Source organism: Cupriavidus alkaliphilus, from assembly GCF_900094595.1.
Lineage (GTDB): Bacteria > Pseudomonadota > Gammaproteobacteria > Burkholderiales > Burkholderiaceae > Cupriavidus > Cupriavidus alkaliphilus.
The window spans coordinates 438,128-463,584 of the sequence record NZ_FMAD01000001.1 but is presented as its reverse complement, the minus strand read 5'-3'; the positions used below and the strand labels follow the sequence as shown (position 1 = coordinate 463,584).

Annotated in this window: 21 protein-coding genes; 14 read left to right on the top strand and 7 right to left on the bottom strand. The window is 66.8% G+C overall.

Annotated elements, in window-relative coordinates; genetic code table 11:
• Positions 1-66: 66 nt before the first annotated feature.
• The 3 genes from GA0116996_RS02110 to GA0116996_RS02100 all read right to left on the bottom strand — a co-directional run bounded on the left by GA0116996_RS02110 (position 67) and on the right by GA0116996_RS02100 (position 1,933).
• A complete protein-coding gene (locus GA0116996_RS02110; protein WP_062801473.1) occupies positions 67-948 on the bottom strand; it encodes an undecaprenyl-diphosphate phosphatase in 882 nt (293 codons plus the stop codon).
• A 79-nt stretch (positions 949-1,027) separates the two neighbouring features.
• Entirely contained in the window at positions 1,028-1,588 is a 561-nt protein-coding gene (locus GA0116996_RS02105; RefSeq protein ID WP_092306853.1) for a DUF1439 domain-containing protein, read from the bottom strand.
• A gap of 60 nt (positions 1,589-1,648) precedes the next feature.
• Entirely contained in the window at positions 1,649-1,933 is a 285-nt protein-coding gene (locus GA0116996_RS02100; protein ID WP_092306851.1) for a zinc/iron-chelating domain-containing protein, read from the bottom strand.
• Between the two features lie 272 nt (positions 1,934-2,205).
• Here GA0116996_RS02100 and GA0116996_RS02095 point away from each other — a divergent pair, with 272 nt between their 5' ends.
• The 6 genes from GA0116996_RS02095 (at position 2,206) to GA0116996_RS02070 (ending at position 10,094) form a co-directional block, all read left to right on the top strand.
• A complete protein-coding gene (locus tag GA0116996_RS02095) occupies positions 2,206-3,030 on the top strand; it encodes a TetR/AcrR family transcriptional regulator (RefSeq protein WP_092306849.1) in 825 nt (274 codons plus the stop codon).
• Complete coding sequence (locus GA0116996_RS02090) at positions 3,027-4,136, top strand: efflux RND transporter periplasmic adaptor subunit (protein WP_092306846.1); 1,110 nt, start codon at positions 3,027-3,029, stop codon at positions 4,134-4,136. The genes GA0116996_RS02095 and GA0116996_RS02090 overlap by 4 nt, the downstream gene beginning before the upstream one ends.
• Before the next feature lie 20 nt (positions 4,137-4,156).
• A complete protein-coding gene (locus GA0116996_RS02085) occupies positions 4,157-7,393 on the top strand; it encodes an efflux RND transporter permease subunit (protein WP_092306844.1) in 3,237 nt (1,078 codons plus the stop codon).
• 113 nt (positions 7,394-7,506) lie between these two features.
• The gene (locus GA0116996_RS02080; protein WP_092306842.1) at positions 7,507-8,160 is read left to right on the top strand and encodes a protein-L-isoaspartate O-methyltransferase family protein; all 654 of its coding nucleotides are present in this window, start codon (positions 7,507-7,509) and stop codon (positions 8,158-8,160) included.
• A gap of 12 nt (positions 8,161-8,172) precedes the next feature.
• Positions 8,173-8,496 (top strand): rhodanese-like domain-containing protein, encoded by a 324-nt coding sequence (locus GA0116996_RS02075; protein ID WP_062801478.1) that lies wholly within the window; start codon positions 8,173-8,175, stop codon positions 8,494-8,496.
• A 77-nt stretch (positions 8,497-8,573) separates the two neighbouring features.
• Complete coding sequence (locus GA0116996_RS02070; protein WP_092306840.1) at positions 8,574-10,094, top strand: TolC family outer membrane protein; 1,521 nt, start codon at positions 8,574-8,576, stop codon at positions 10,092-10,094.
• 69 nt (positions 10,095-10,163) lie between these two features.
• Here the strand turns inward: GA0116996_RS02070 and GA0116996_RS02065 are convergent, their stop codons facing one another.
• Positions 10,164-10,988, bottom strand: coding sequence for an META and DUF4377 domain-containing protein (locus GA0116996_RS02065; protein ID WP_092306838.1), 825 nt, complete (start codon positions 10,986-10,988; stop codon positions 10,164-10,166).
• 216 nt (positions 10,989-11,204) lie between these two features.
• Between GA0116996_RS02065 and GA0116996_RS02060 the strand changes: the two genes are divergently transcribed.
• Both GA0116996_RS02060 and GA0116996_RS02055 read left to right on the top strand, forming a co-directional pair.
• Entirely contained in the window at positions 11,205-12,635 is a 1,431-nt protein-coding gene (locus GA0116996_RS02060; RefSeq protein ID WP_244159745.1) for an O-antigen ligase family protein, read from the top strand.
• Positions 12,632-13,723 (top strand): glycosyltransferase family 4 protein, encoded by a 1,092-nt coding sequence (locus GA0116996_RS02055; RefSeq protein WP_092306834.1) that lies wholly within the window; start codon positions 12,632-12,634, stop codon positions 13,721-13,723. The genes GA0116996_RS02060 and GA0116996_RS02055 overlap by 4 nt, the downstream gene beginning before the upstream one ends.
• Positions 13,724-13,731: 8 nt before the next feature.
• On the opposite strand, the gene waaA is transcribed toward GA0116996_RS02055, so the two are convergent.
• Genes waaA through GA0116996_RS02040 form a run of 3 tightly spaced genes read right to left on the bottom strand, consistent with a single transcriptional unit; the run spans position 13,732 to position 17,493 of the window.
• Positions 13,732-15,021 (bottom strand): lipid IV(A) 3-deoxy-D-manno-octulosonic acid transferase, encoded by a 1,290-nt coding sequence (waaA, locus tag GA0116996_RS02050; protein ID WP_092306832.1) that lies wholly within the window; start codon positions 15,019-15,021, stop codon positions 13,732-13,734.
• Entirely contained in the window at positions 15,021-16,127 is a 1,107-nt protein-coding gene (waaC, locus tag GA0116996_RS02045; protein ID WP_092306830.1) for a lipopolysaccharide heptosyltransferase I, read from the bottom strand. The genes waaA and waaC overlap by 1 nt, the downstream gene beginning before the upstream one ends.
• Positions 16,108-17,493 (bottom strand): phosphomannomutase/phosphoglucomutase, encoded by a 1,386-nt coding sequence (locus tag GA0116996_RS02040; protein ID WP_092306828.1) that lies wholly within the window; start codon positions 17,491-17,493, stop codon positions 16,108-16,110. Before GA0116996_RS02040 ends, waaC begins: the two co-directional genes overlap by 20 nt.
• Positions 17,494-17,736: 243 nt before the next feature.
• Between GA0116996_RS02040 and GA0116996_RS02035 the strand changes: the two genes are divergently transcribed.
• From GA0116996_RS02035 to GA0116996_RS02010, 6 genes are all read left to right on the top strand, one after another.
• Complete coding sequence (locus GA0116996_RS02035; protein WP_092306826.1) at positions 17,737-18,879, top strand: glycosyltransferase family 4 protein; 1,143 nt, start codon at positions 17,737-17,739, stop codon at positions 18,877-18,879.
• The gene (locus GA0116996_RS02030; protein ID WP_092306824.1) at positions 18,876-20,195 is read left to right on the top strand and encodes a sugar transferase; all 1,320 of its coding nucleotides are present in this window, start codon (positions 18,876-18,878) and stop codon (positions 20,193-20,195) included. The genes GA0116996_RS02035 and GA0116996_RS02030 overlap by 4 nt, the downstream gene beginning before the upstream one ends.
• Positions 20,195-21,328 (top strand): glycosyltransferase, encoded by a 1,134-nt coding sequence (locus tag GA0116996_RS02025; RefSeq protein WP_092306822.1) that lies wholly within the window; start codon positions 20,195-20,197, stop codon positions 21,326-21,328. The genes GA0116996_RS02030 and GA0116996_RS02025 overlap by 1 nt, the downstream gene beginning before the upstream one ends.
• Entirely contained in the window at positions 21,328-22,584 is a 1,257-nt protein-coding gene (locus tag GA0116996_RS02020) for a lipopolysaccharide biosynthesis protein (protein WP_092306820.1), read from the top strand. The genes GA0116996_RS02025 and GA0116996_RS02020 overlap by 1 nt, the downstream gene beginning before the upstream one ends.
• A 20-nt stretch (positions 22,585-22,604) precedes the next feature.
• Positions 22,605-24,422: a DUF7657 domain-containing protein gene (locus GA0116996_RS02015; protein ID WP_092306818.1), complete on the top strand. Its 1,818-nt coding sequence runs from the start codon at positions 22,605-22,607 to the stop codon at positions 24,420-24,422.
• 378 nt (positions 24,423-24,800) lie between these two features.
• Positions 24,801-25,433 (top strand): NeuD/PglB/VioB family sugar acetyltransferase, encoded by a 633-nt coding sequence (locus GA0116996_RS02010; protein ID WP_092306816.1) that lies wholly within the window; start codon positions 24,801-24,803, stop codon positions 25,431-25,433.
• Positions 25,434-25,457 lie beyond the last annotated feature (24 nt).

The window sequence follows — 25,457 nt, the reverse complement described above, 5'->3', positions numbered from 1 at the left end:
CGCGAACGCGCAAACAAAAAAGCGTGGCACCTGCCACGCTTTTTTGTTGCCCGCGCTACGGCGAGGTCAGGCGTGCCAGGACACCAGTCCGGTGTACGCGGTCAGCAGCACCACGATGCCGAAGGCGATGCGATACCACGCGAACGGCTTGAAGTCGTGCGTGGCGACGAAACGCAGCAGCCAGCGCACGCACAAAAAGGCGGACAGGAAGGCAAAGACGAAGCCGACCGCGAAGATGCCGAGATCGTCGCCGTTCAGCAGCGCGCGCGCCTTGTACAGTTCGTAGACCGTGGCGCCGAAGATCACCGGGATCGCCAGGAAGAACGAGAACTCGGTGGCCACCTGCCGCGACAGCCCGAACAGCATGCCGCCGATGATGGTGGCGCCCGAGCGCGAGGTGCCCGGCACCAGCGCGAAGCACTGCGCCAGCCCCACCTTGAGCGCGTCGCGCCAGTTCAGGTCGTCGACCGACTCGATGCGCGGCGCGCCGGCCTTGGCGGCTTCCAGCAGCGCATTGCCCTGCGGATGCGAGACCGTGCCGCGGCGCGCGTCGCGCCATTCGGCCAGCAGGATCACCACGCCGCCGACGATAAAGGCCAGCGCCACCGAGATCGGGTTGAACAGGTGGGCCTTGATCCATTTGCCGAAGATAAACGCCAGCACGATCGCCGGCACCGACGCGATCACCACGTTGGCGGCAAAGCGCTGCGACAGCGGGTCGTCGCGCAGGCCGCGCACCACCTTGCCGATGCGCGCGCGGAATTCCCAGCACACCGCCAGGATGGCGCCGAACTGGATCACGATCTCGAAGATCTTGCCCTTCTCGTCGTTGAAGTCGAGCAGCTGGCCGGCCAGGATCAGGTGGCCCGTGCTCGAAATCGGAAGAAACTCGGTCAGGCCTTCGACGATGCCGAGGATCACGGCCTTCAGCGCTAGTGCGATTTCCATGCGGAACGAAAGAGACGTAGTCACGGGCGTGGTCCGGCCTGGTGCCGGACCGCCCGCATTGTTGTTCGATGCGCCCGGTTCAGGGGCGGTTGATCTTGACGTTGATGCCGTCAGGCAAAACGGTGATTGTACCGGGCTCGACGTGCGTGCCGGCAATGCGCAGCTGGTCTTCGCGGAAGGTATAGAGCGGATAGCCCTGCAACAGCTGTTCGGCCAGGATGCCGCCCAGCGCGTTGAGCTGGCGCGAGAACTGCGCGGGCATGCCCTGCACGTCGAAGCGTTTCACTTCCGGATCCTGCAGCACCACGGAACGCGTGGGCTCGTCGTAGCGCAGGCCGCTGTCCAGCGCGAAGCGGCCGCTCAAGGCCTGGCTGAAGAACAGCTTGTTGTCGATGGTGGCGTCGAACTGCACGTTGACGCGGTTGCGCACGGAATCCAGCGTCAGCTGCGGGTTGGTCAGCTGGATGTCGAACAGCTCCATGTAGCGCTTGTTGAACGGGAACTTGCGCTCCAGCGCCGCCTGCAGCTCGCTTTGCGAGAACGTGTACTCGTTGCGGAAGGCGCCGCAGGCGGCCAGCCCCACGGCCAGGGTGGCCGCGGCGGCAGCGGCGAGCCAGCGGCGTCGGGAAGTCCGGATCATATTGCCTCCGATGGCGGGATATCAGGAATGGATGCCAGGCGTCATGGCGCGCCGGGCCTTTCAGGTGTGCGCTTGCGGCGCGGTCAGGATCTCGAGCCGGGCCAGCCATTGCAGCGCCGCTTCGCGGGACTCGCCGCACATCTCGGCCGACGGCTTCAGCCCGCCACAGAACGCGGGCCGGTCCGGGCTGCCGAACACCGCGCAACGCATATCCGGCAGCAGCTGCGCGCACGGCACGCCCGCCGGCTTGCCATCCGGCATGCCGGGCAGCGGCGAGGCGATCGACGGCGCGATGCAGCAGGCGCCGCAGCCCGCGCGGCAGGAAAGGTCTGACCGGCAACTCATGACGATGGTTCGGGATCGGCGGCCGCCGAGGCTGCCACTACAAAGGCGACATTGTGCCCGAAGGGCCGCGGCCGTCCTGTAAGAAAAGGAAAACGCCGTAAGCACAGCACCGACTGTCGCCAGACGATCGCGCCTCTGCCATCACACGGCAAGCGAGGTATCCGTGGGACCCCGGCCCTTGCGTGGCCTTGGCCGACGCGTGTGCTTGACCCCTCGCAGGGCCTCATCTACATTACTGACCCACAAGTTATTAACTTTCTTCGACGCCCCTCGTGCCCCGCAGTCTTCGCAAGCCCGCCGTGACCAAGCCACCCGCCGATCCGCACAAGGACGCCGACAGCCCGCGCTGGAGCCGGCGCAAGGCGGCGCGTCCGCAGGAACTGGTGGCGGCCGCGCTGGACCTGTTCGTCGAACGCGGCTATGCCGCCACGCGCCTGGAAGACGTAGCCGCGGCGGCCGGCGTGTCCAAGGGCACGGTCTACCTCTACTTCGCCAACAAGGAAGAGCTGTTCAAGTCGGTGGTGCGCGAGAACCTGGTGCCGGCACTGGCGCGCGGCGCCGACCTGGTCGATGCCTACCAGGGCAGCACGCCCGAGTTGTTGCGCGAACTGCTGCGCGGCTGGTGGGGGCTGATCGGCGCCACGCCGGTGGCGGGGCTGACCAAGCTCATCATGGCGGAGTCGGCCAACTTCCCCGACATCGCCCGCTTCTATAACCAGGAAGTGATGGTGCCGGGCGACGAGCTGTTCGCCAGGGTGCTGGCGCGCGGCGTGGCGCGCGGCGAGTTCCGTCCGCTGCCGGCCAACCCCACCACCACGCTGATCTGCGCGCCGCTGGTCTTCCTGATGATGTGGCAGCGCGCGCTGCGCGCCACCGCCGAGAAAGACATCGACCCCGAGGCCTTCCTCGATGGCCTGCTCGACACCCTGCTGTTCGGGCTGACCGCCGGCGAGGCCCGCGACCGCCCGCTGCCGCCGCAGCACGGCCCCTACATCTGGGAAGTGATCCGCGACGACATGCTGGCGCAACGCGCCGCCGCGATGGCCGCCGACGCCGATCCTGCCCCTGCCGCACCACGACCCGGCACCCCGACATGAAGCGAAGGACCCTGTTGATCACCGCCGCCTGCCTGGCCCTGGCGCTGAGCGCCACGGTGGCCGTGCGCAAGGCCGGCAGCGCGCGCCAGCCGCCGGTGGCCGCTGCGGCCGCCAATATCGTCGAGTTCCTGCAGACCGACCTGGTTCGCGTCGAGCGCCAGGACCTGCAGCTGTCGCTGCCGCTGTCGGGCAGCCTGCGCGCGCTGAACCAGGCCTCGGTCAAGGCCAAGGTCTCCGGCGAAGTGAAGCAGGTGCTGGTGCGCGAAGGCGAACCGGTGCGCGCCGGCCAGGTCATCGTGCGCATCGACCCGGCCGAATACGAGGCCCGGGCCGCGCAGGCGCGCGGGCAGATGCTGGCCGCGCGCGGCCAGTTCGAGAACTCGCGCCAGACCTGGGAACGCAACCGCGAACTGGTCGACAAGGGCTTTATCTCGCAGACCGCCTTCGACAAGTACCAGTCCGACCTGGCGGTGGCGCGCGCCAACCTTGACGCCGCCCAGGGCGGGCTGGCGGTAGCGCAGAAGGCGCTCGCCGACACCGTGGTCAAGGCGCCGCTCGACGGCATGGTGGCCGCGCGCGCGGTGCAGCCGGGCGAGAAGGTGTCGCCGGATACGCGCCTGGTCGATGTGGTCGACCTGCGCGTGCTGGAGCTGGAAGCACCGATCCCGATGGCCGACGTGGCGCGCGCCGCGGTGGGCCAGCCGGTGGCGCTGGAAGTGGAAGGCGCCGGCCGCTTTGCCGGCAAGCTGGTGCGCATCAACCCGGCGGTCAGCGAGGGCACGCGCAGCATCATGGTCTATGTCCGCGTCGACAATGCCGGCCAGGTATTGCGCGCGGGCATGTTCGCGCGCGGCGCACTGGTGCTGGGCCGGCGCGCCGCAGTGGTGGCGGTGCCGGTGTCGGCGGTGCGCACCGAGGGCGAACGCGCCTTCGTCTATGCCATCGAGCGCGACACGCTGGCGGAACGCCCGGTGCAGCTCGGCCTGCGCGACGAAGCCGGCGGCATGGTGGAAATCGTCTCCGGCCTCGACGCCGGCGCCGAGATCGTGCGCAACAACCTGGGCACGCTGCGCAGCGGCAGCCAGGTCAGGCGCGTCAAGGCCTGACGGTGTAGAGGACGCGCCCCATGTGGTTCACCCGCCTGTCGATCCGCAACCCGGTGCTGGCCACCATGATGATGATGGCCTTCATCGTGGTCGGGCTGTTCTCGTACCAGCGGCTGCCGGTCGACCAGTTTCCCGACATCACCTTCCCGGTGGTGGTGGTGCAGACCGAATACCCGGGCGCCGCGCCGGAGTCGGTCGAGTCCGACGTCACGCGCAAGGTCGAGGAAATCGTCAATACCATCTCCGGCATCGACGAAATCTTTTCGCACTCTTACCAGGGCACTTCGGTCGTCGTCATCAAGTTCGACCTGAGCGTCGATGTCGGCCAGGCCGCGCAGGACGTGCGCGACAAGATCGCGCTGATCCGGCCGCAGTTCCGCGACGAGGTCAAGGAACCGCGCGTGCTGCGCTATGACCCGTCGGACGCGCCCATTTTCTACCTGTCCGTCTCCAACGCGCCGGGCGCCAGCCGCAGCCAGCGCGAGCTGACCACCATCGCCGACCAGATCGTGCGCAAGCGGCTGGAAACGGTGCGCGGCGTCGGCGCCATCAATATCGTGGGCGGCACCAAGCGCGAGGTCGAGATCCGCATCCGGCCGGCGCAGCTGGAGGCGCTGGGCATCGGCGTGGACCAGGTGATGAACGCGATCCGCACCGAGAACCAGGAGCTGCCCGCGGGCGAGCTGCGCTCCTCGGCGACGGAGACCGTGGTACAGATCAAGGGCCGCGTGCCCACGCCGGATGCGTTCCGGCAGATCATCGTGGCGCGCCGCGCCGGCCAGCCGGTAACGCTGGGCGAGATCGCCGACGTGCGCGACGGCCAGGAAGAGCAGGAAAGCCTGGCGCTGCTCGACGGCAAGCGCGCGCTGTTCCTGTCGGTGGTGAAGGCGCAGGGCCAGAACACCGTCGATACCGTCGACGGCCTGGTGCGCATGACCGACGAGGTGCGCAAGCTGGTGCCCGCCGGCGTGCAGCTCACCGTGGTCAACGACACCGCGCGCGGCATCCGCAGCAGCGTGAAGGAGGTGCGCTCGACGCTGCTGGAAGGCGCCTTCCTGACCGTGGCGATCGTGTTCCTGTTTCTCGGCTCGTGGCGCAGCACGGTGATTACCGGGCTGACGCTGCCGATCGCGCTGATCGGCACCTTCGGCGTGATGTACCTGTGCGGCTTCACCCTCAACGTGATCACGCTGATGGCGCTGTCGCTGTGCGTGGGCCTGCTGATCGACGATGCCATCGTGGTGCGCGAGAACATCGTGCGCCACAACCTGATGGGCAAGGACCACCGCAGCGCGGCGCTGGACGGCACCAACGAGATCGGGCTGGCGGTGCTGGCCACCACCTTCTCGATCGTCGCGGTGTTCCTGCCGGTGGGCTTCATGGGCGGCATCATCGGGCGCTTCTTCCACCAGTTCGGCATCACTGTGGTGGCGGCGGTGCTGATCTCGATGTTCGTCTCGTTCACGCTGGATCCGATGCTGTCCTCGGTCTGGCATGACCCGGACCTGCACGGCACCGGCAACAAGCAGAGCTGGTACGGACGCACGGTGGGACGGTTGCTGGACTGGTTCTCGGCAAGGATGGACAAGCTCGGCGACGGCTACGCCGGCATGCTGGGCTGGGCGCTCAAGCACCGTCTGGCCACCGCCCTCATCGCCGCCGCGACCTTCTTCGGCAGCTTTGCGCTGGTGCCGCTGATCGGCACCGAGTTCGTGCCCAATGCCGACCTCGGCGAGACCCAGGTGGGCTTCACCACGCCGGTCGGCACCTCGCTCGACGTCACCGAAGCCAAGGTGCGGCAGGTCGAAGCCGCGCTGAAGGCCTTCCCCGAAGTGGCCTACACCTACGCCACCATCAACTCGGGCAACGCCTCGGGCCGCAACAACGCGCTGGTGTCGGTACGCCTGACCGAGCGGCGCGCGCGCACCCTGACCACCGCGCAGCTCAACCCGCTGATCCGCGAGCGCCTGGCCGGCATTGCCGGCATCACGCTGACCATGGTCGGCATGCCCGACGGCGCCGGCGGGCAAAAGGCGATCCAGGTATCGATCCAGGGCGACGACCTCGACGAACTGCGGCGCCTGTCGCGCGAAGCCAGCGCGCGCATGGCGGCGATTCCCGGGCTGACCGACCTGGATTCGAGCATGAAGGACGACCGCCCCACCATCGAGGTCCGCATCCGGCGCGAGCTGGCCTCGGACCTGGGCGTGGGCGTGGCGCAGATCGGCAATGCGCTGCGGCCGCTGCTGGCCGGCGATGCCATCAGTTCCTGGCGCGCGCCCGACGACGAGAACTATGACGTGCGCGTGCGCCTGCCGAAGGACGCGCGCACCGGCATGGCCGACCTCAGCGCGCTGATGATCGCCAGCAGCCACGCCAATGCCGATGGCTCGCCGAAGATGGTGCCGCTGCGCCAGATCGCCGAGCTGGTGCCCACCACCGGCGCCAACCAGATCAGCCGGCGCGACCTGAACCGCGAGGTCGAGCTGACCGCCAACGTGGCCGGGCGCTCGGCCGGCGAAGTCGCGCGCGACATCAAGGCGGCGCTGGACGGGGTGAACTGGCCGGCCGGCTACAAGTACCGCTTCGGCGGCTCGACCAAGTCGATGAACGAGTCGTTCGGCTACGCCGTGTCGGCGCTGGCGCTGGCGGTGATCTTCATCTACATGATCCTGGCCTCGCAGTTCGCCAGCTTCTTCCAGCCGATCGCCATCATGACCTCGCTGCCGCTGACACTGGCCGGCGTGTTCGCGGCACTGCTGCTGTTCGGCTCGACCCTGAACATGTTCTCGATCATCGGTTTCATCATGCTGATGGGACTGGTGACCAAGAACGCGATCCTGCTGGTGGACTTTGCCAACCAGGCGCGCCAGGGCCATGTGGATGGCGCCGATGGCCGCGAACCGCTGTCGCGGGAGGCGGCGCTGGTCGAAGCCGCGCGCGTGCGGCTGCGCCCGATCCTGATGACTACGCTGGCGATGATCTTCGGCATGGTGCCGCTGGCCTTCAGCCTGGGCGAAGGCGCCGAGCAGCGCGCGCCGATGGGACAGACCGTGATCGGCGGGATCATCACCTCGTCGATCCTGACGCTGGTGGTGGTGCCGGTGATCTATACGTACCTTGATGATTTCGCCGCCTGGCTGCGCCGGGTGTGGCAAGGCAAGCCGCGTACCGCGCCGGCAGCGCCCGCGCGGGCCGGGGCCGGCCGGCCTTCGGCAGCGGAGCGCCCGGCCCCGGCGGAGGCCAGCGCGGAATGAGCCCGGAGGCGCCCGCAAGGTTAAAATAACGGGTTTGATAAGACTGTCCGGCCGTGGCACCGCGCGGCCGGCGCACAGACCGACAGCGGTTGGCATTGGTAAGGAATGGCAAGATGGATCTCGAAAAAGCCCGATTCAACATGATCGAACAGCAAATCCGCCCGTGGGACGTGCTGGACCAGGAAATCCTGGACCTGCTGGCGGTGGTCAAGCGGGAGCAGTTCGTCCCGCCCGCGTACGCCTCGCTGGCGTTCGTCGACATGGAGATTCCGCTGCCCGCCGGGCAGAACATGCTGGCGCCGCGCGTCGAAGCCCGCATCCTGCAGGACCTGGCGGTGCGCAAGCATGAGACCGTGCTGGAAATCGGCGCCGGCTCCGGCTACATGGCCGCGCTGCTGGCCAACCGCGCCCGCCATGTGCTGAGCGTCGACATCGTGCCCGAGCTGGTCGAACTGGCCCGCGCCAACCTGGCCGGCGCCGGCGTCACCAACGTCGACGTCGCCGAAGGCAACGCCGCCGACGGCTGGGCCGCCGCCGCGCCCTACGACGTGATTTGCATCTCGGGCTCGCTGCCGGCGATCCCGCCGTCGATCCTGTCGCAGGTGAAGGTGGGCGGGCGCATCGCTGCCTTTGTCGGCGAACTGCCGGTGATGGAAGCGCGCCTGGTCACGCGCGTGTCCGAGACCGAGTACCAGGTCGTCAACCTGTTCGAGACCGCGGTCAAGCCCCTGCAGGGCGCGGCCCGGCCCTCGCAATTCCAGTTCTGAGGACGTACCGCCATGCAGGTCATCCAAGCGACCGAACTGGCCCAGTGGCTGGCCGACGCCAGCCGCGCCAAGCCGGTCCTGCTCGACGTGCGTGAAGGCTGGGAGGTGCAGACCTGCGCCCTGCCCGGCATCACCCACATCCCGATGCGCGACATCCCGGCGCGCGCCGCCGAACTCGACGAAGACGCCGACATCGTCTGCATCTGCCATCACGGCGCACGCAGCATGCAGGTGGCGGCCTACCTGGAGCGCCAGGGCTACGGCAAGGTCTACAACCTGACCGGCGGCGTCGACGCCTGGGCCAGCCAGGTCGACCCCGCCATGCCGAAATACTGACGCGGCAAGCCAGCGCAGCAACACGAAGAAGAAACGACTGTCGGCCGCGGCACCCGCCGCGCCCACCTGGAGGTGTCATGACGTTTGCGCCCAACGCCCAGCCCGGAGCAATCCGGACGCGCCTGGCGATCGCGGTTTCCCTGCTGGCCCCGCTGCTGGCGATGATGCCCGCGGCGCCGGCCGGCGCGGCCGACCTGCTGCAGGTCTATCGCGATGCGCAAGCCAATGACGCCCAGTTCGCCAGCGCCCGCGCGCAGCTGCTGGCCACGCGCGAGAAGCTGCCCCAGGGCCGCGCCGGCCTGCTGCCGCAGGTGGTGGGTACCGCCGGCGCCAACCGCACCAAGCTCGACCAGACCGCTTCGCTGCCGATCGGCGGCGCGCCCAGCGCCTCCGGCACGCGTTTCTTCAACAACAACAACTGGCAGCTGCAGCTGAGCCAGCCGCTGTTCCGCTGGGACCGCTGGGAAACCTACAAACAGGGCGAGCTGGCCGCGCAGGCGGGCGAAGTCACCTTCCACCAGGCCGAGCTCGACCTGATCACGCGCAGCGCGCAGGCGTACTTCGACGTGCTGGCCGCGCAGGACAACCTCTACCTGGCGCGCGCGCAGAAGAAGGCCATCTCCGAGCAGCTCGAACAGGCCAGGCGCAATTTCGAGGTCGGCACCGCCACCATCGTCGACGCCAACGACGCCCAGGCCCGCTTCGACCTGGCCACCTCGACCGAGATCGCCGCGCAGAGCGACCTGGAAATCAAGCGCGCCACGCTGCAGCAGATCACCGGCAAACCCGTCGACGAACTGATGGGCCTGCGCGCCGAAGCGCCGATCCCCGGACCCCAGCCGCCCGATGTCAACGCCTGGGCGGCACAGGCCGAGACCAGCAACCTGCAGGTGAACCTGGCCAGCTACAACCTCGAGACCGCGCAGCGCGAGACCAACAAGGCCAAGGCCGGGCACCTGCCGTCGGTGGACCTGGTGGCCTCGTACGGCTTCAACAACCAGACCGGCAGCGCCACGCAGGCGATCTCGACGCACTACAACGCCTCGCAGATCGGCGTGCAGCTGACCCTGCCGATCTTCGCCGGCGGCCAGATCCAGTCGCGCGTGCGCGAGACCCTGGCGCTGGCCGACAAGGCCGCCAGCGACCTCGAATTCGCCCGGCGCACCGCCGCGCAGACCGCTCGCCAGACCTACTCCGGCGTATCCAACGGCCTGGCGCAGGTCAAGGCGCTGGAGGCGGCCGAACGCTCGGCCACCAGCGCGGTGGAATCCAACCAGCTCGGCTATGAAGTGGGCGTGCGCATCAACATCGACGTGCTCAACGCCGAAGCCCAGCTGTTCTCCACCCGCCGCGACCTGGCCAAGGCGCGCTACGACACCATCATGAACGGGCTGCGCCTGAAGGCCTCCACCGGCGTGCTGCAGGAAGCGGACGTGGTGCAGATCAACACGCTGCTGACTTCGTCGCCGGGCGCGCTGTACAAGCTGCCGGTCCCGGCACAGGCTGGCGCGAAGGCCCCGGCAAACCCGCGCGCGTCGTCGGCCGAGCGCCGCGGCACGCGGCGCGAAACCACGCCCGCGGGCACGCCGCGCTCCTGACCCGCCGCTTGCACCTGCAAAGGAAAACGGGCCGCAACCGCGGCCCGTTTTGCATGGAGGCGTGGCGCCCTACTTCGCGCGCGTGCGCGACTCCACGTTCAGCAACTCCCAGCGGATCGCCGACGCATCCGCCGGCGGGTTCGGCACCTGGTATTCGCGCACGCGCAGCCGGTACGACACGCCCGGCTCGAAATCCAGGCCCTCGATCGGCCCATACCAGAGCTGCCACGGCGCATCCGGCGACTCGCGCCAGCGGTAGCACGTCATCTTGCCCACGCCCGTGCATTCCACGCGCTGCGAATCGATATAGACGGTCTTCTCGACGCCCGCGGCCTCCACGCGCGCACCACGCTTGCCCACGCCCTCGCGCTCGACGAACTGCAGCAGGTCGCCGTCCGCGGTCTTCCAGATGATCTGCCGGCCGGTACTGCCCGCCGACGGTTGCGTGCCCACGGTGGCAAACGGCGTCTGCATCGCCTTCAGCAGCGCCGACTCCAGCGCCATGCGCGGCGGCGGGCAAGCCATGCGCGTACCGGCGATGCGGTCGAAGCGGATGCCGGTCTCGGTCTTGCCATAGCTGCCGCTAAAGCGATTGCAGCCACTGGTGCCGCTGACCGTGCCCTGCGCGGCATCGATGCCCTCGTTGAATTCGAAAATGATGGGCTGGCCATTGTCGCCGTGCGGGATCTCGCGCAGCGAGCCGTCAGGCTGCTGCCAGCGCACCAGTTCCCAGCGGCTCGGGCCGGACGGCTGGGTCTGGTTCAGGTTGGTGCCGGCCGAGGGCAGATCTGGCGCGGTCGCGGTGGCGCAGGCGCCGAGCACGGTGGCGACCAGCAAGGCGGCCGCGCCGCGGCCAGCGAGTGCGAAAGGAATCAGGCGGTTACGGCTGTGCATAGAAACTCCTGTTGCGGGGCTGCCCCGGGGGCGCCCGTAGCGATGTCATCGAGGGATGTGACAAGCAGCATGCCGGAAAGTGCACCCGGCCATAGACCTTCAGTTTAGCAAGCCGAGCCGGCAAGCCCTCTCCGAAGCGCCTGACCCTCCACATACATCCTGTAACGGGTCGATACGCTCACCCGGCTAGGATGCGGAACTCCTGGAAATGCCACCGTGGCCATCCGATATAATCGCTTCGCCCCGAGCCGCAATGCCGGCGCAGGGCACCGCTCCTCAGGAGACGGCGACAATAATAAGACGGACGGAACGGCATGCATCTCCCATGCACCCACCTTCCTCCGGAAACCTTTCTCCATGCTCTTGATGACGAGATTGCAAGGGTCCCTACCGTTGGGGATCGACAAAGCTCTGTACCTGAGCGCCTGTGTTGTCCTGGCTGCGTTTCCCGCGCTGATGTTCGTCAAGCCGTCGCTCAGCAACACCTGCTTCGGGCTGTTGCTGGGATGGAGCGTCATCGCCCTGGCTGCCGGCGGCCGCGCCGCCGTGGCGGAATATGGCCTGATCCTGCGCCGGTACTGGCCCTTCATGCTGGCCATGGCGGCGCTGCCGCTGGCCGTGCTGATCCAGCAACTGCTGAGCGGGGCCGAAGACCCGCATGTGCCTTATCTTTACCTGCGTTTTGCGCTGTTCATCCTGCTGGTCCCTGGCATGCTGCGCCTGGGCAGGCGCGGCATGCAGAGCATCCAGTGGGGCTTCGTGGCCTGTGCGCTGATATCCGCCTTGTGGCTGCACGAAGTCGCCGCGGCGGGACGTCCCAGCCATGTCGGTTTCTCCAACGTCATTCCCTTCGGCAACCTGGCCCTGCTGACCGGCATGCTCGCCGTGATCTCGATAGGCTGGAACCGCCCGGGCGATCATTGGCTGGCCGGCCTGAAACTGCTGGCCGGCTTCGGCGGCCTCTATGCGTCCTATATGAGCGGCACCCGCGGCGGCTGGCTGGCCATTCCGGTGCTGGCGCTGATCGCGCTGGCGGCCTCGCGCAGGTTGACGCGGCTGCACAAGGCCGGGGTGCTGGTGGGGCTGGCCGGGCTGATGGCGCTGGGGTGGTTCAGCAGTGCGATCGTTCAGCAGAGGACCGCCGCGGTTGTATCCGAACTGTCTCAATTTGTTCAGCATGTAACGTCGGATACCTCGACCGGGATCCGGTTGCAGCTCTGGCGCGCGTCGCTGGAACTGATCCAGGCACATCCCTGGACCGGCGTGGGGCCGGAACACTTCGAGTCCACCCTGCAGACCCTCGCCGCGCAGCAGGTCATCACGCCGCTGGCGGCGACCATGCCGCACTCTCACAATGAACTGCTGCATGCCGCGGCGACGCTCGGCATTCCTGGATTGCTGGCGATCCTCGCGCTGTACCTCGTGCCAGCGGTCTTCTTCCTGCGCCACCTGCGCGGAACCGACCGCGGCACCCGGGTCGCCAGCGCCATGGGCCTGGCGCTGTGCTGCGGCTTCATGGTGTTCGGGCTGACCGAGGTCATGTTCGCCACGACGCTGGTCAATGCCTTCTATAGCCTGGTCATGGCGTTTTGCTTTGGCTACGTTGTCGCGCGCCAAACCAAACTGCCGGCGCCCGCAACGCCTTGAACCCGGACTCGCGGCGCCATGTCTGCTTCCTGACCGGCACCCTGAATGCGATGGCCGGCGCGGAGCGGATGACCGCCACCATCGCAAACGCGCTGGCGGCGCTGGGACACCACGTCACCATCCTCAGCCTCTGGGACACGTCCAGCCAGTTTCCATTGCACCCCGAGGTGCGCCATGAAGCGGTGTTCGCGCAACGCCCTTCGTTCAAGCGCGCCTATTTCGCCACCATTGCCGGCATCCGCCGGCACTGCCGCGCGCACCGCATCGATGTCCTGGTGCAGGTTGACCCCATGCTCGAACTGTTCGTGCGGCCCGCCACGGTCGGCCTGGGCCTGCACCATATCGCCTGGGAGCACTGTCACTTCGACGAGGACCTCGGCAAGCCCGCACGCAAGCTGGCGCGCCGGCTGGCGGCGCGGTTCTGCCGCCAGGTGGTGGTACTGACGGAGCGCGACCGCAGCCGCTGGCTGGAAGCTCTGCGGCCGCGCAGCGAGGTGGTGTGCCTGCCGAACCCGCTGCCGTTTGCTTTGCCGGATGCGCCGGCGCCACGCACGCAAAGGACGGTGCTGGCCATGGGACGGCTGGTCCCGGCCAAGGGTTTCGATGTGCTGCTGCGCGCCTGGAAGATGGTGGCGGCGCAGGTGCCGCAATGGCAGTTGCTGATCCATGGCGAAGGCGAGGAGCGCCCCGCGCTGGCGGCATTGATCCGGGAACTGGGGCTGGAAGACAGCGCCAGCCTGCCCGGGATCTGCCATGACCCCGTGCAAGCCTATGGCAACGCCTCGGTGTTCTGCCTGAGTTCGCGCTATGAGGGCTTCGGCCTGGTGCTGATCGAAGCCATGGCCTTCGGGCTGCCGATCGTATCGACCGATTGCGAGACCGGCCCGCGCGAATTACTGGATCCGGGCCGGGACGCGCTGGTGGTCGCCGCCGACGACGCCAATGCCCTGGCCCAGGCGCTGCTGGCCGTGATCCGCCAACCGGAACTGGCCGCAACGCTGGGCGCCAGCGGCCGCCAGAAGGCCAGCCAGTTCGCGCTGGCACACATCGCGCAACGGTGGGATGCCCTGGTCAGGGCGCCGGGCTGATCTCCAGCTCAGCCTTCCAACGCCGGGGCAACGGCCGCCAAGGTGCGCACCGTGGCGCCCCGATGCAGGCCTGCGAAGGTCTGCGCATGCGCGCGCATCTCAGCCAGGCGAGCCGGATCGGCCAACACGCTGGCCGCGGTACGCATCAGCACGTCGGCATTGTCGACACGCAGGCACGCGCCCGCGGCAATCGCATCCTCGGTTGCCTGAGCAAAGTTGAAGGTGTGCGGCCCGATCAGCACCGGGGTGCCGACCGCGCACGCCTCGATCAGGTTCTGTCCGCCCAGCGGCAACAGGCTGCCGCCGATAAACGCCAGGTCCGACGCGGCGAAGTACATTGCCATCTCGCCCATCGAATCGCCAAGCACGAGATCGGCCGTCAGCGGCGACCGCTCGCGATCGAGATCCAGACTGCTGCGGCGTTCGACCGAAAACCCGGTACGCGCCGCCATCGCGGCCACTTCATCGAAACGCTGCGGATGGCGCGGAATCAGCAGCAGTGCAGGCCGGGGCACGCCCGGCGCAAGGGATTCCCAGCGCGAGAAGGCGTCGAGCAGCATCGCCTCTTCGCCCTCGCGCGTACTGGCCGCCGCCAGCACCGCGCGCGCGCCGAAGGCCTTGCGCAACTGCCCGCCCAGCGCCACGCCGGCCGGCGCGGGCTGCATGTCGAACTTGAGATTGCCGGTGATCTGTACCGCCGGCACCCCCAGGGCGCGAAAGCGCTCGGCGTCGCCGGCCGTCTGTGCCAGCACGCCGGCAAAGTCGCGGTACATCGACGCCGCGGCGCGACCGAAGCGGGCCGTGCGCCGGTAGCTGCGCGGCGACAAGCGGGCGTTGACGAGGTACAGCGGCACGCCGGCCTTGCGCGCGCCATGGACCAGGTTCGGCCACACCTCGGTCTCCATCAGCATGCCCACCTGCGGCCGGAAATACCGCATGAACCGCCGCACCAGCCATGGCAGGTCATACGGCAGGTAGCACTGGACCACGCGCGGCTCCTTGCCAAACAGCTGCGCGCCGGTCTGGCGGCCAGTTGGCGTCATGTGCGTCAGCAGCAGGCGGTGATGCGGATGCGCGGCCAGCAGTGCCTCGACCAGCGGCTGGGCGGCGCGGGTCTCGCCCACCGACACGGCGTGGACCCATAGCCATGGCCCCGGCTGGGGCAGGCCGCCATAGGTCCCGAGGCGTTCGCCGACATGCTGCAGGTAGCCCGGCTCCTTGCGCGCGCGCCAGGCCAGGCGCAGCAGCGCCAGCGGCAGCACCGCCACCCACAACAAGCTGTACACGAGGCGCAACATCAGGCAGCCACTCCACGCACGCGGCAAGCCGCCTCGTAGACTTCATCGACCGACGGCACCACGCCATCGTCGCCGACATTGGCAATGCGCGCCGACCAGTAGCCTTCGGTCTTCCAGCGCCAGGTAGCGGTATAGATTTCCACCGTGGGCCGGCACAACGCCGCGGCAATGTGGACCAGGCCCGTATCCACGCCAATCACGACTTCAGCGCGATTGATCAGGCCAAAGCCCTGCATCACCGAGAAGCGCGGCAACACCCTCGCCCGCGGCACGCCGGCAGCGATGGCCTCGGCAGCCTCGCGTTCCTTGTCATTGCCCCACGGCAACAGCATTACCAGGCCCGCTTGATCCAGGCGCCTGCCCAGCGCGTGCCAGTTCTGCAGCGCCCATTTCTTGCGCGCTCCCGCGGTCGCATGGAAGCACACGGCATAGCGCGCCGGCAAATCCGCCCATAGCGGATCGTCGACAGACAGCGTGCGCGCACCCTCCCCGAAAAACAACGGCGGCTCCGCCGGCGCGGTGCCGGTCAGCGCTGCGCCCAGCAAGCGCGAGCGGCGCACCGAATGGGTCTGGCGCGGCACCGCCACCGGGTCGGTATAGAGCAGCCGCGCCGCCGGCTCATAGCCCGATCCCTGCGTGGCGTTGCCGAGCCCGATGATGGGCGCACCCGGCGCGCGCGCGGCGACGCGCGCGACTACCGCGGTCTTCAGCAGGCCCTGGCTTTCGATCACGGCGTCATAGCTCTCGTGGCGCAAGGCGTCGCGTACCGCGCCGATCTCGCGCCAGGTGCCGCCCTGCAGCAGGCGCTTGCGCCAGCGCCGCAGCGCGAACGGGATGACGCGGCGCACCTCGGGCAGCAGGCGCACCAGTTCTACGTAACCTTCTTCGACGACCCAGTCGATCTCGGCACCGGGCCAGCGCGCGCGCAAGTCATGCACCAGCGGCATGTTGTGCACCACGTCGCCGAGCGACGATACCTTGACCAGCAGAATGCGCGGCCGCTCCGGCAGTGCAAAAGGCACCGCGGCCGGCATGGGCTGTGCCACACCGGCCGCGTCAGACGATGCCGCAGGCACCGTCGCGCCCTCAGAACGGGAGCTGAGCATCCGGCTTCTCGGCGAGGATCACGCGCTTGAACTCTGCCTGGATGCGCGCCAGCGCGGCGTCGTTGTCCGCTTCGAAACGCATCACCACCACCGGCGTGGTATTGGACGGACGCGCCAGGCCAAAGCCATCGGCATATTCCACCCGCACGCCGTCGATGGTGATCACTTCGCGCGCGCCGTCGAACCTGGCGTTGGCGCGGATCTTGTCGAGCAGCGTGAAGGGCTCGCCCTCGGCGCACTTCAGTTGCAGTTCAGGGGTGTTGTTGGCGTTCGGCAGCGCGTTCAGCACCGCGCTGGGATCCGCATGGCGCGACAGGATTTCCAGCAGGCGCGCGCCCGTGTACAGGCCATCGTCAAAGCCGTACCAGCGGTCCTTGAAGAAGACATGGCCGCTCATTTCGCCGGCGATCGGCGCGCCGGTTTCCTTCAGCTTGGCCTTCACCAGCGAATGCCCGGTCTTCCACATCAGCGGCTCGCCGCCGTGCTGGCGGATCCACGGCGCCAGCTTGCCAGTGCACTTGACGTCGTAGATCACCTGCGCACCGGGGTTGCGCGACAGGATTTCCTCGGCGAACAGCATCAGCTGCCGATCCGGGAAGATCACCTCCCCGTCCTTGGTCACCACGCCAAGGCGGTCGCCGTCGCCATCGAAGGCCAGGCCCAGTTCGCAGTCGGTCTCGCGCAGGGTCTTCATCAGGTCCTGCAGGTTTTCGATATGTGCGGGATCGGGATGGTGGTTGGGGAAGTTGCCGTCGACCTCGCAGAACAGTTCGACCACTTCACAGCCCAGTCCGCGGAACAGGTCGCCGACGAAGGCGCCGGCAACGCCGTTGCCCGCATCGAGTGCGATCTTCATCGGCCGCGACAGCTTGACATCGCCCAGGATCCGATCGAGGTACTTTTGGCGCACATCGACTTCCTTGTAGGCACCTGCGCCCCGGGTATATGCGCCGGCCTCGATGCGCTTGCGCAAGTCCTGGATCTGCTCGCCGTAGATGGCCCGTCCCGCCAGCACCATCTTGAAGCCGTTGTAGTCGGGCGGGTTATGGCTGCCGGTGACCATGATGCCAGAGGTGGGGCGTACGCCGTCGATCTCGATATTGGTAGCGAAATAGACCATCGGCGTGGCCACCATGCCAAGGTCGAGCACATCCAGCCCGGTGGCGCGCAGGCCCTCGACCAGGCCGCCGATCAGGTCCGGGCCCGAAAGCCGGCCGTCACGACCGACGGCGATGGAGGTCTCGCCGAGCTCCACGGCGGCGGAGCCGAACGACAAGCCGATCTGGCGCGCGACGTCGCGGGTGAGCGTTTTGCCCACGATGCCGCGAATGTCATAGGCTTTGAAGACGGAAGGATCGATTTGCATGTAGGGTCCTGAGTTGCTTGTCGTCCGCGCCACACCTCGCCAGCTGGCCGATGCGGCGCCCCAAAGGCAGCTATTTTGCCGGATTGCGGCGGGCCCGGGCGGTATAATCGCCGCATTATCACGGATGGACACAATTTTCGGAGTCTGTCCTACATCCGGCGGTGCCCTGCCTCGCGCTCAGGGGCATTTTGTGCTGCCGCGGGACCCGCGGCGGACCCGATCCGTCACGAAACGTACACAGCCTTGAAGCCATCCGCGCAACCGTCGTCCCGACCTCGCATTGCCTACCTGATCACCAATGCGGAGATCGGCGGCGCGCAGTCGCATGTCGCCGACCTGCTGCGGTCGACGGCCGGCAAGGCGGATACCGTGCTGCTGGCGGGCGGCGAAGGCCCCCTCTTCGAGATCGCGGCACGCACCGGCGCGCAGACCATCCGGCTGACACGGCTGGACAATGCCCTGTCGCCCTGGCGCGCGATCCATGCCTTGCGTGAACTGGTCAGGGCATTGAAGCAGGCCGCGCCGGACCTGGTCCATGCGCACAGCGCCAAGGCGGGCGCCCTGGGCCGCATCGCCGGACTGTTGCTCGGCATACCCGTGGTCTATACCGTCCACGGCTTTGCCTTCAAGGCCGAAGCTCCGCGGCGCCAGCGCATGGCCGCGCGCGTGGCGGAATGGCTGCTGGCGCCGCTGGCGGCGCGCGTGATCTGCGTCGCGCAGGCGGAACGACACCTGGCCCGCTCGCTTCCCCTGCCCGCCGAACGCATTTCGGTCATCCCCAACGGCATCCCCGACACACCCCATCGCGCCGATCCGCAGGCCCCCTTGCGACGAATCGTGATGGTCGCGCGCTTTGCCGCACCCAAACGCCACGACGCGGCGATCCGCGCGTTCGCGCGCGCGGGGCTGGAGTCGTGCGTACTGACCCTGGTCGGAGACGGCCCGCAGCGGCACGCCATGCAGCAACTGGCGCAACAGCTTGCACCGGGGCGCGTGGAGTTTTCCGGCAATGTCACGGAAGTGCCGGCGCTGCTGGCTTCGGCCCAGGCCTTTGTGCTGGCGTCGGACCACGAAGGCTTCCCGCTGTCGGTGCTAGAGGCGATGCGAGCCGGACTGCCGGTCGTGGCCTCGGATCTGCCTGGCATCCGGGAGCAGCTCGACGGCAACCGCTACGGCCTGCTGGTCGATCACGATGACGAGCAGGCGTTCGCCGAAGCGCTGCGCCGCCTTGCCGACGACAGCGCCCTGCGCGCGGCGCTTGGCCACGGCGCGCGCCAGCGGTGGGAGCAATGCTATGGACTGGAGCGCATGACCGACGCGACCTGGTCTGTTTACCGCGACGCCCTCGCCCAGACACCCCGCGCCGCGCGGGTGCCGACGTCATGACCATCAAGGCCGACAGCATGCGCCACCGCGCCCTGCGCATGCGCACCGGCGGCTCCGAGACCGTGCGCCGCGTCAGCCGGATGGTGGCCTGGGCGGTGCTCGGCCTGGCGCTGTTCGCGCTCAGCGCGGTCGGCGCCGAAATGGCGCATCGCGCCGGCATCGTGACCTACGTGTTCACGCGCACACTGCTATGGTCCGTGATGCCGTACCTGGTCGCGTTCATGCTGCTGCACCGCTCGCTGCACCTGCCGGCGATGGAGGGCAACAGCCTGGCCGGGCTTGCCGCGACCCTGCCGTTCTGCGGCCTGCTCTTTGTGTTTGCCGCCTTTCATATCGAATACTCGCGCGGCGCCCTGCTGCTGTCCTATCTGATCACGCTGGCGTGGCTCTGGACCGGCTATCGGCGCTTCGTGCAGAACTACGTGCCGCTGTTCGGCTATACCGATCCGGGTACGCTGGCGCAGCTGGACGCCATCCTCGCCATGCCCGGCGCCGCGGCGCCCGCCCGCATCCGTTTCGAACCGGTAGGCTCGCTGGAGGACGCCAGGCACTTCGACGGCCTGATGGTAGAACGCAGCGCCACCGGCGACCCCGAACGCACGCGACTGCTGGCGCACTACAAGATGAGCCATGTCCGCATGTACTCGGTGGAGCGTGTCGGCGAAATGCTGACCGGGCGCGTCGGCCTGGCGCACATCGACGAGAACTTCCTGGACGACTACGCCGCGCACTACCTCTACGGCTACCTGAAACGCGCGATCGATATCGTGGCCGTCGCGTGCCTGGCACCGCTTGCCGCGCCGCTGGGACTTGCCGTGGCGCTGGCCATCCGGCTGGAAACCCCAGGTGGCGCCATCTTCCGGCAAGAACGCGTGGGCCTGTTCGGCAAACCCTTCGTCATGCTCAAGTTCCGCAGCATGGGCGTCGACGCCAGCGCGCCCGCCTTGTTTGCGGCCCGCCGCGATCCGCGCGTGACCCGGGTCGGCCGCTTTATCCGCAAGTACCGCCTGGACGAGATCCCGCAGCTGTGGAACGTGCTGCTCGGGCATATGAGCCTGATCGGCCCGCGGCCGGAGCAGGCGCCCATGGTCGAGCGGTTTTCCGAAACCATCCCCTATTACCCGTACCGCCACCTGGTGCGGCCCGGCCTGTCCGGGTGGGCCCAGGTGCAGCAGGGTTACGCCGGCAGCCACGAAGAAACCGTGACCAAGCTCAGCTATGACCTGTATTACGTCAAGCATTGCTCGCTGGCACTGGACCTGCTGATCGGAGTGAAGACGCTCAGGACCCTCGCGACCGGTTACGGAGCCCGCTGATGGGCAGCGTCGACGAGACTGCCGCGCCGGCGCCATTGCGCATCCTTGTCATCACCACAGGCCTCAAGCTGGGCGGCGCGGAGCAGCAGATCGCGGCGCTGGCGCGCGCCTTCCTGGCGCTGGGCAACGAGGTCGCCATCCTCAGCCTGACGCAGGGGCGGGAGATCGACTTGCCGGCCGAAGTCCACGTGACCGAACTCGCCATGCGCAAAACGCCGCTGTCGATGCTGTCGGCGCTGCGCCAGGCGCGGGGCTTGGTACGGCTGTGGCGCCCGGACGTCATCCATGCCCATATGGTCCACGCCAACCTGTTCGCACGCGTGCTGGCCAGGACCGGCCACATGCCGCCAGTCATCTGCTCCGCCCACAGCGCGCGCGAAGGCGGTCGCCTGCGCGCCCTCGCCTACCGCATCACTGACCGATGGTGTGCCATGACGACCCACGTCAGCGACGCCGGCCGCCTGGCGATGGTCGCCAGCGGCGCCGTGCCGGAAGGACGCGTGATCGTGATGCCGAACGGCATCGATACCAGCCGCTTTCAGCCGGACCCGCCTTCGCGCGAACGGACCCGGCGCGACCTTGGCCTCGGACCCGACGACCGGCTGGTCCTCAACGTCGGCAGGCTGGTGCCTGAGAAAGACCAGGCCATGCTGATCGAGGCATTCGGCGAGGTCAGCCGCGACCTGCCAAAGGCACGGCTCATGATCGCCGGCGATGGTCCGTTGCGCGATGAACTGGCGCATCAGGTTACCCGGCGCGGGCTGAATCATGTCGTGCTGCTGGCCGGTGCCAGGAAAGACATTCCCGACCTGCTGCGCGCCGCCGATGTCTTCGTGCTGTCTTCGCGCATCGAAGGCATGCCGCTGGCGGTGGGCGAAGCGCTGGCCAGCGGGCTGCCGGTCGTGGCGACCGCCGCCGCGGGCGTATCTGAACTGGCGGGAGACACCGCTACGCTGACCCCCACCGGCAATCCGCAGGCGCTGGCGAGCGCCTTGCGCAACGCCATCGCCAGCCTGCCCGGCACCGAGTCGGAACGCGACCGCCGCCGCCAGCGGATTGTCGGCCGTTTCGACGTGAACGGTGTGGCGCGGCAATGGCTGGCGCAATATCGCAGCCTGAGGAAACAACGCTGATGCGCCGCAAAGTCGCAAGCAACCTGCTTTGGATGCTGGCCGACCGTGGCCTGCAGGTGATCGTGGGGATCGGCGTCGTGGCCATGCTGGCACGGGCGCTGGGTACGGAAGGGTTCGCGCATTTCCAGTATGCGCAGTCGCTGGTGTTTATTGCGGCGTCGATACCGTTGATTTGTTCGGCGGAGGTGGTGGTGCCGCGGCTGGTGACGGCAGCGACGACCGAGGATCGGCATACCCTGGTCGCTCATGCTTTCGTGATCCGGCTCGTCGCCGGCATTTCCGGCTACGCGCTCATGTGTGCCTGGCTTGCACTCACCCAGCAAACGGCTGACACGTGGATTCCCGCCATCCTGCTGGGCACCGCCATCATGCTGCGCGAACCCTTCGGCATCGTGATCGCATGGATGCAGGCGCGTACGCATAACCGTCCCAATGTCGTTTTCAATCTATTCGCGCTTGCGCTCAAAACAGCATTGATTGCAATGCTCTTCATCGCTGGCGTGAAGGCGGTTCCGGCCTACGCGACCGCCTTTGCCTTCGAGCCACTGGTTGCGGCGTTGCTTTTGGCCTGGTACTACTTATACCGCTCGCCGCGCGCCATTCCGTCGTACCAGTCACCGCTGGCGCGCGAGCTGGTCCGCGACGGCGCACTGTTCTGGATCAGCTTCATGCTGATGGTCGCAGCTCGCCGCGCCGATCAACTGATCCTCAAGCCCGTCGTGCCGCTTGCCGAGCTTGGAGCCTATGCTGCCACGATGCAAGTACTGGACAACTTCACCACCATCGCAACCATCCTGGCGGCTGGAGTGGCGCCGATCTACGTGTTTGCACAGAAATCCGGGGCGGCCGCACGTCGCAACGTGCTTCGCGTCACCGTGGGCATGGCGGCAGTCGGGCTTTGCGGTGCGGGCCTTATCGCAATCTGCGCCGAGTGGATCGTCGGCCTGCTCTATGGCCATGCCTTTACCCAGGCTGTTGTGCTGCTGCGACTTGCCGCACTGGCATCGGCGCTGATTTTTGCGGATGTCGGACTTGGCCTCCTGCCGGTTTACTTGCGCAAGCCGCGCTGGGTGGCGGCGAAATGGGCTCTGGTGCTCACCACCACCGTGGCTGTCAATTTAATTACCGTGCCAAGCCTTGGCACAAGGGGCGCTATCCTGGGATACGCTGTTGGCAACGCGGTCGCCGTCATATTCGGTCTCGCTTTGATTCTTGTCTCCGGACGGAAACCGGCAGTTGCCACCTCTTCCGCCTGAGCTTTACCGATAAGCAAAAAATGCTTCCATTTGCGCTGATCCGCAAATATCTGGTCTGGTTCGTGTTGCTTTCGCTCGGCGCGATTTATGTCGGGAATACCTGGTCCCCATCGTCGTATGGTGTCGTGCTCGAACGCATCGGCGCCCAGGGCGAGGGGCTGCACTTTGGCAAGCCGCGCGCGGTACGCAGCGATGAGTGGTCGGTCGTCACGCCACTGACCCAGGCCACTGTACGCAATGGCCTGCAACGGTTCAATGCCACCTCTTTGTACCAGGAGGATCTGCGCATCAACTATGGTATGCCGATAGCCGATTGGGGCCTGATATTCAAGCCGACCATGTGGCTGTACCCGCTGGTCAATGCAGCGTACGCTTTTTCGTTTCATTGGTTCGCTATCTTTGCGGTCTTTATCGTCGGATACAGCAAGCTCTTCCGCGTTGCCGGAGCCACGCAACCACAATCGTACCTGCTTGCCCTGACGCTCTATTTCACCGGATTTTCACAATTCTGGTGGAATGAGAAAGGGCCGATCATTGCCTTGTTTGCCGGCGCGCTGGCCGTACTTTTCATCGAGGCCCCGATCGTAGTGCGCGTAGCTCTTTTCTATTGGCTGGCGACAAGCTGGCTGATGACTAATTTCTATCCGCCGCTATTCATATCTCTGGCCTTCGCCGGGGTCGTTTTCCTACTCTGCTACGGTAGGGAGTGGTGGCGTCCGGCACGACTGGCCAGCCTTGCCGGCACGTCGCTGCTGGCTGCCGCGACTGTGGTGCTTTACCTGAAGGAATATTTGCTAAGGACCATGCAGACGCTCTATCCGGGCCAGCGCAACTTTTCGGGCGGCGCGCTGCCGGTGGAGCGCTGGCTCTCGCAGTTCTTTCCCGCCAGTAGCTTTGACCGGTCATACAACTCCCTGATCGGCGCGAACGTCTCCGAGATTGGCGTCGTCGGAACGTGGTTCGTGGTGCTGTGCCTGTGCTTCCTCGATTACCGCAACCTGCGCAACGCACTGGCCGCAAGACGTCAGTGGGTGCCAGTGGCTGTCCTGTTTGCCGCACTTGCGCTGGTGACGAGCTGGATGATGCTGCCGGTTCCAGCGGTGCTTGGCAAACCACTATTGTGGAATCACGTACAGCCCGAACGCATGGTATTCGCTGCCGGCCTGCTGCTCGTCCTGTTTGCGCTCGCCGTCGTGCGGGTAACGGGCCTGGCATGGTCAACCAAACGGGCGCTGATTTTCATTGGCGTCACCATTGCCTCGTGGCTCTTGTTCAAGGCATCGAGATATGGCTTTCACCCGCGCTACTGGAACGATTTGTACGTGGTTCCGGCTGTGCTGCTGTGCAGCTTCATCCAGAAAGTGCGCAGTCTGCAGCCGCTGACTTCCATTTCAGGGCTCGCGGCATTTGGCGGAGCCACGATGTTCTTCCCGTTCAATCCAGTGCAATCGGCATGGCCTATATTCAACGTGCCCGATACCGTGATATTGCAGCAGCTCACTAGACAGGCGCAGGCCAATGACGGCGTTCTCGCCGCATACGGTTTTTCCGGCGCCACGCTGAACGGGCTCGGTTATCGCTCCGCATCACATGTCACGCCAGTGCCCTCGCTGACCATGTGGCGACAATGCTTCGCGGCGCTTCCCGTAAGCCGGGTAGACAGCATATTTAACAGGTATTCGCACATCACTTTGATAGATTCGGAAATGCCAATCTTGCTGGGCCCGGACAATGTAGGTGTGCCGCGATATTTGTTCAGTTTCAGCGGTAGCGGCAGCCGCCCCGGGAAGTTTCCCATGTCAGCCAAACCGCAAAGTAACGGGGTCGGTCAGCTGTAAGCAGCGCAACAGCGATGGTCTAGCTCTATACCAGCATGTGCTCTTTTCGTGCTTGCCGTGGCGCGCCATCACCGCACATCCGATGACCAATGCCGCGACTAACACAAGGCAGCCCCTCGACCTCGACGTTGTTTCCTCATAGTTTCTTTTGTTTCAAAAGCGCACATATAGCCGCGGGGGACCGTGGCATCAGTAACATGGCGGGTTAAGCGTTTGCTCACCACCCGGAGCCGATGCGTGGGCATTCCCATGGGCGACACCGCCGCCATGCTCATGCTCTGTCGATTACCGGAAGGTTGCCGTTAACGTCAGGAGCCCGTCAGACAGTATGCGATACTTCGATGTCCAAACAATCTGCCAAATGGCGCCCTAACAGCTATGTCGATTGTGATCTTCGGGGCCGGCGGCCTTGGTCGCGAGGTGCTTGCGACGCTGCAGCTCACCGGACATAACGTAATAGCATTCGTCGTCGAGCCAGGCTATGCGGCGCAGCCGATCCGTGGCGTACCAGTCTTCGACAACATCGAACCGTGGCTCGCCCGCGAAGATGTCTCCTTTGTCATCGCCGTCGGAGACTGCAAGGCGCGCGCACGCATTGCCAGCAAGTTGCATACCCGGCACTTCCCCACGCTGATGCATCCCGCTGTGGCCAAGGGACACCACGTGGAAATCGGAAAAGGAGCAATATTTCTGGGGCCGGCCAGCATGACCACGGATGTCCAGATCGGCGAGCATGCCTTGATCAATCCTGGTTGTGTGATTTCGCACGATTGCAAGATCGGCGCTTTTGTCAACCTGGGGCCCGGTGTATCCCTGGCTGGCGGGGTCACTGTAGAAGAAGGCGCGGATCTCGGCGTTGGTGCCGTGGTGGCACCTCGCTGCACGATCGGCGCCGGCGCCATCGTCGGCGCAGGCGCCGTCGTCATCCGTGACGTGGATCCCGGCGCCACCGTGGTAGGCGTCCCGGCACGTCCGATTGTGCGGCGTGCCGCATCGGCGGCAGCTTCTTAAATTCCGACGTGAGCGTTGCTCGCG

Bases quoted from the DNA above. Each gene is read 5' to 3' on its own strand.
- GA0116996_RS02065 (WP_092306838.1), bottom strand. From the start codon at position 10,988: ATGCACAGCCGTAACCGCCTGATTCCTTTCGCACTCGCTGGCCGCGGC.
- GA0116996_RS02090 (WP_092306846.1), top strand. From the start codon at position 3,027: ATGAAGCGAAGGACCCTGTTGATCACCGCCGCCTGCCTGGCCCTGGCG.
- GA0116996_RS02100 (WP_092306851.1), bottom strand. From the start codon at position 1,933: ATGAGTTGCCGGTCAGACCTTTCCTGCCGCGCGGGCTGCGGCGCCTGC.
- GA0116996_RS02085 (WP_092306844.1), top strand. From the start codon at position 4,157: ATGTGGTTCACCCGCCTGTCGATCCGCAACCCGGTGCTGGCCACCATG.
- waaA (WP_092306832.1), bottom strand. From the start codon at position 15,021: ATGTTGCGCCTCGTGTACAGCTTGTTGTGGGTGGCGGTGCTGCCGCTG.
- GA0116996_RS02070 (WP_092306840.1), top strand. From the start codon at position 8,574: ATGACGTTTGCGCCCAACGCCCAGCCCGGAGCAATCCGGACGCGCCTG.
- GA0116996_RS02110 (WP_062801473.1), bottom strand. From the start codon at position 948: ATGGAAATCGCACTAGCGCTGAAGGCCGTGATCCTCGGCATCGTCGAA.
- GA0116996_RS02015 (WP_092306818.1), top strand. From the start codon at position 22,605: ATGCTTCCATTTGCGCTGATCCGCAAATATCTGGTCTGGTTCGTGTTG.
- GA0116996_RS02075 (WP_062801478.1), top strand. From the start codon at position 8,173: ATGCAGGTCATCCAAGCGACCGAACTGGCCCAGTGGCTGGCCGACGCC.
- GA0116996_RS02010 (WP_092306816.1), top strand. From the start codon at position 24,801: ATGTCGATTGTGATCTTCGGGGCCGGCGGCCTTGGTCGCGAGGTGCTT.
- GA0116996_RS02030 (WP_092306824.1), top strand. From the start codon at position 18,876: ATGACCATCAAGGCCGACAGCATGCGCCACCGCGCCCTGCGCATGCGC.
- GA0116996_RS02105 (WP_092306853.1), bottom strand. From the start codon at position 1,588: ATGATCCGGACTTCCCGACGCCGCTGGCTCGCCGCTGCCGCCGCGGCC.
- GA0116996_RS02020 (WP_092306820.1), top strand. From the start codon at position 21,328: ATGCGCCGCAAAGTCGCAAGCAACCTGCTTTGGATGCTGGCCGACCGT.
- waaC (WP_092306830.1), bottom strand. From the start codon at position 16,127: ATGCTCAGCTCCCGTTCTGAGGGCGCGACGGTGCCTGCGGCATCGTCT.
- GA0116996_RS02040 (WP_092306828.1), bottom strand. From the start codon at position 17,493: ATGCAAATCGATCCTTCCGTCTTCAAAGCCTATGACATTCGCGGCATC.
- GA0116996_RS02080 (WP_092306842.1), top strand. From the start codon at position 7,507: ATGGATCTCGAAAAAGCCCGATTCAACATGATCGAACAGCAAATCCGC.
- GA0116996_RS02025 (WP_092306822.1), top strand. From the start codon at position 20,195: ATGGGCAGCGTCGACGAGACTGCCGCGCCGGCGCCATTGCGCATCCTT.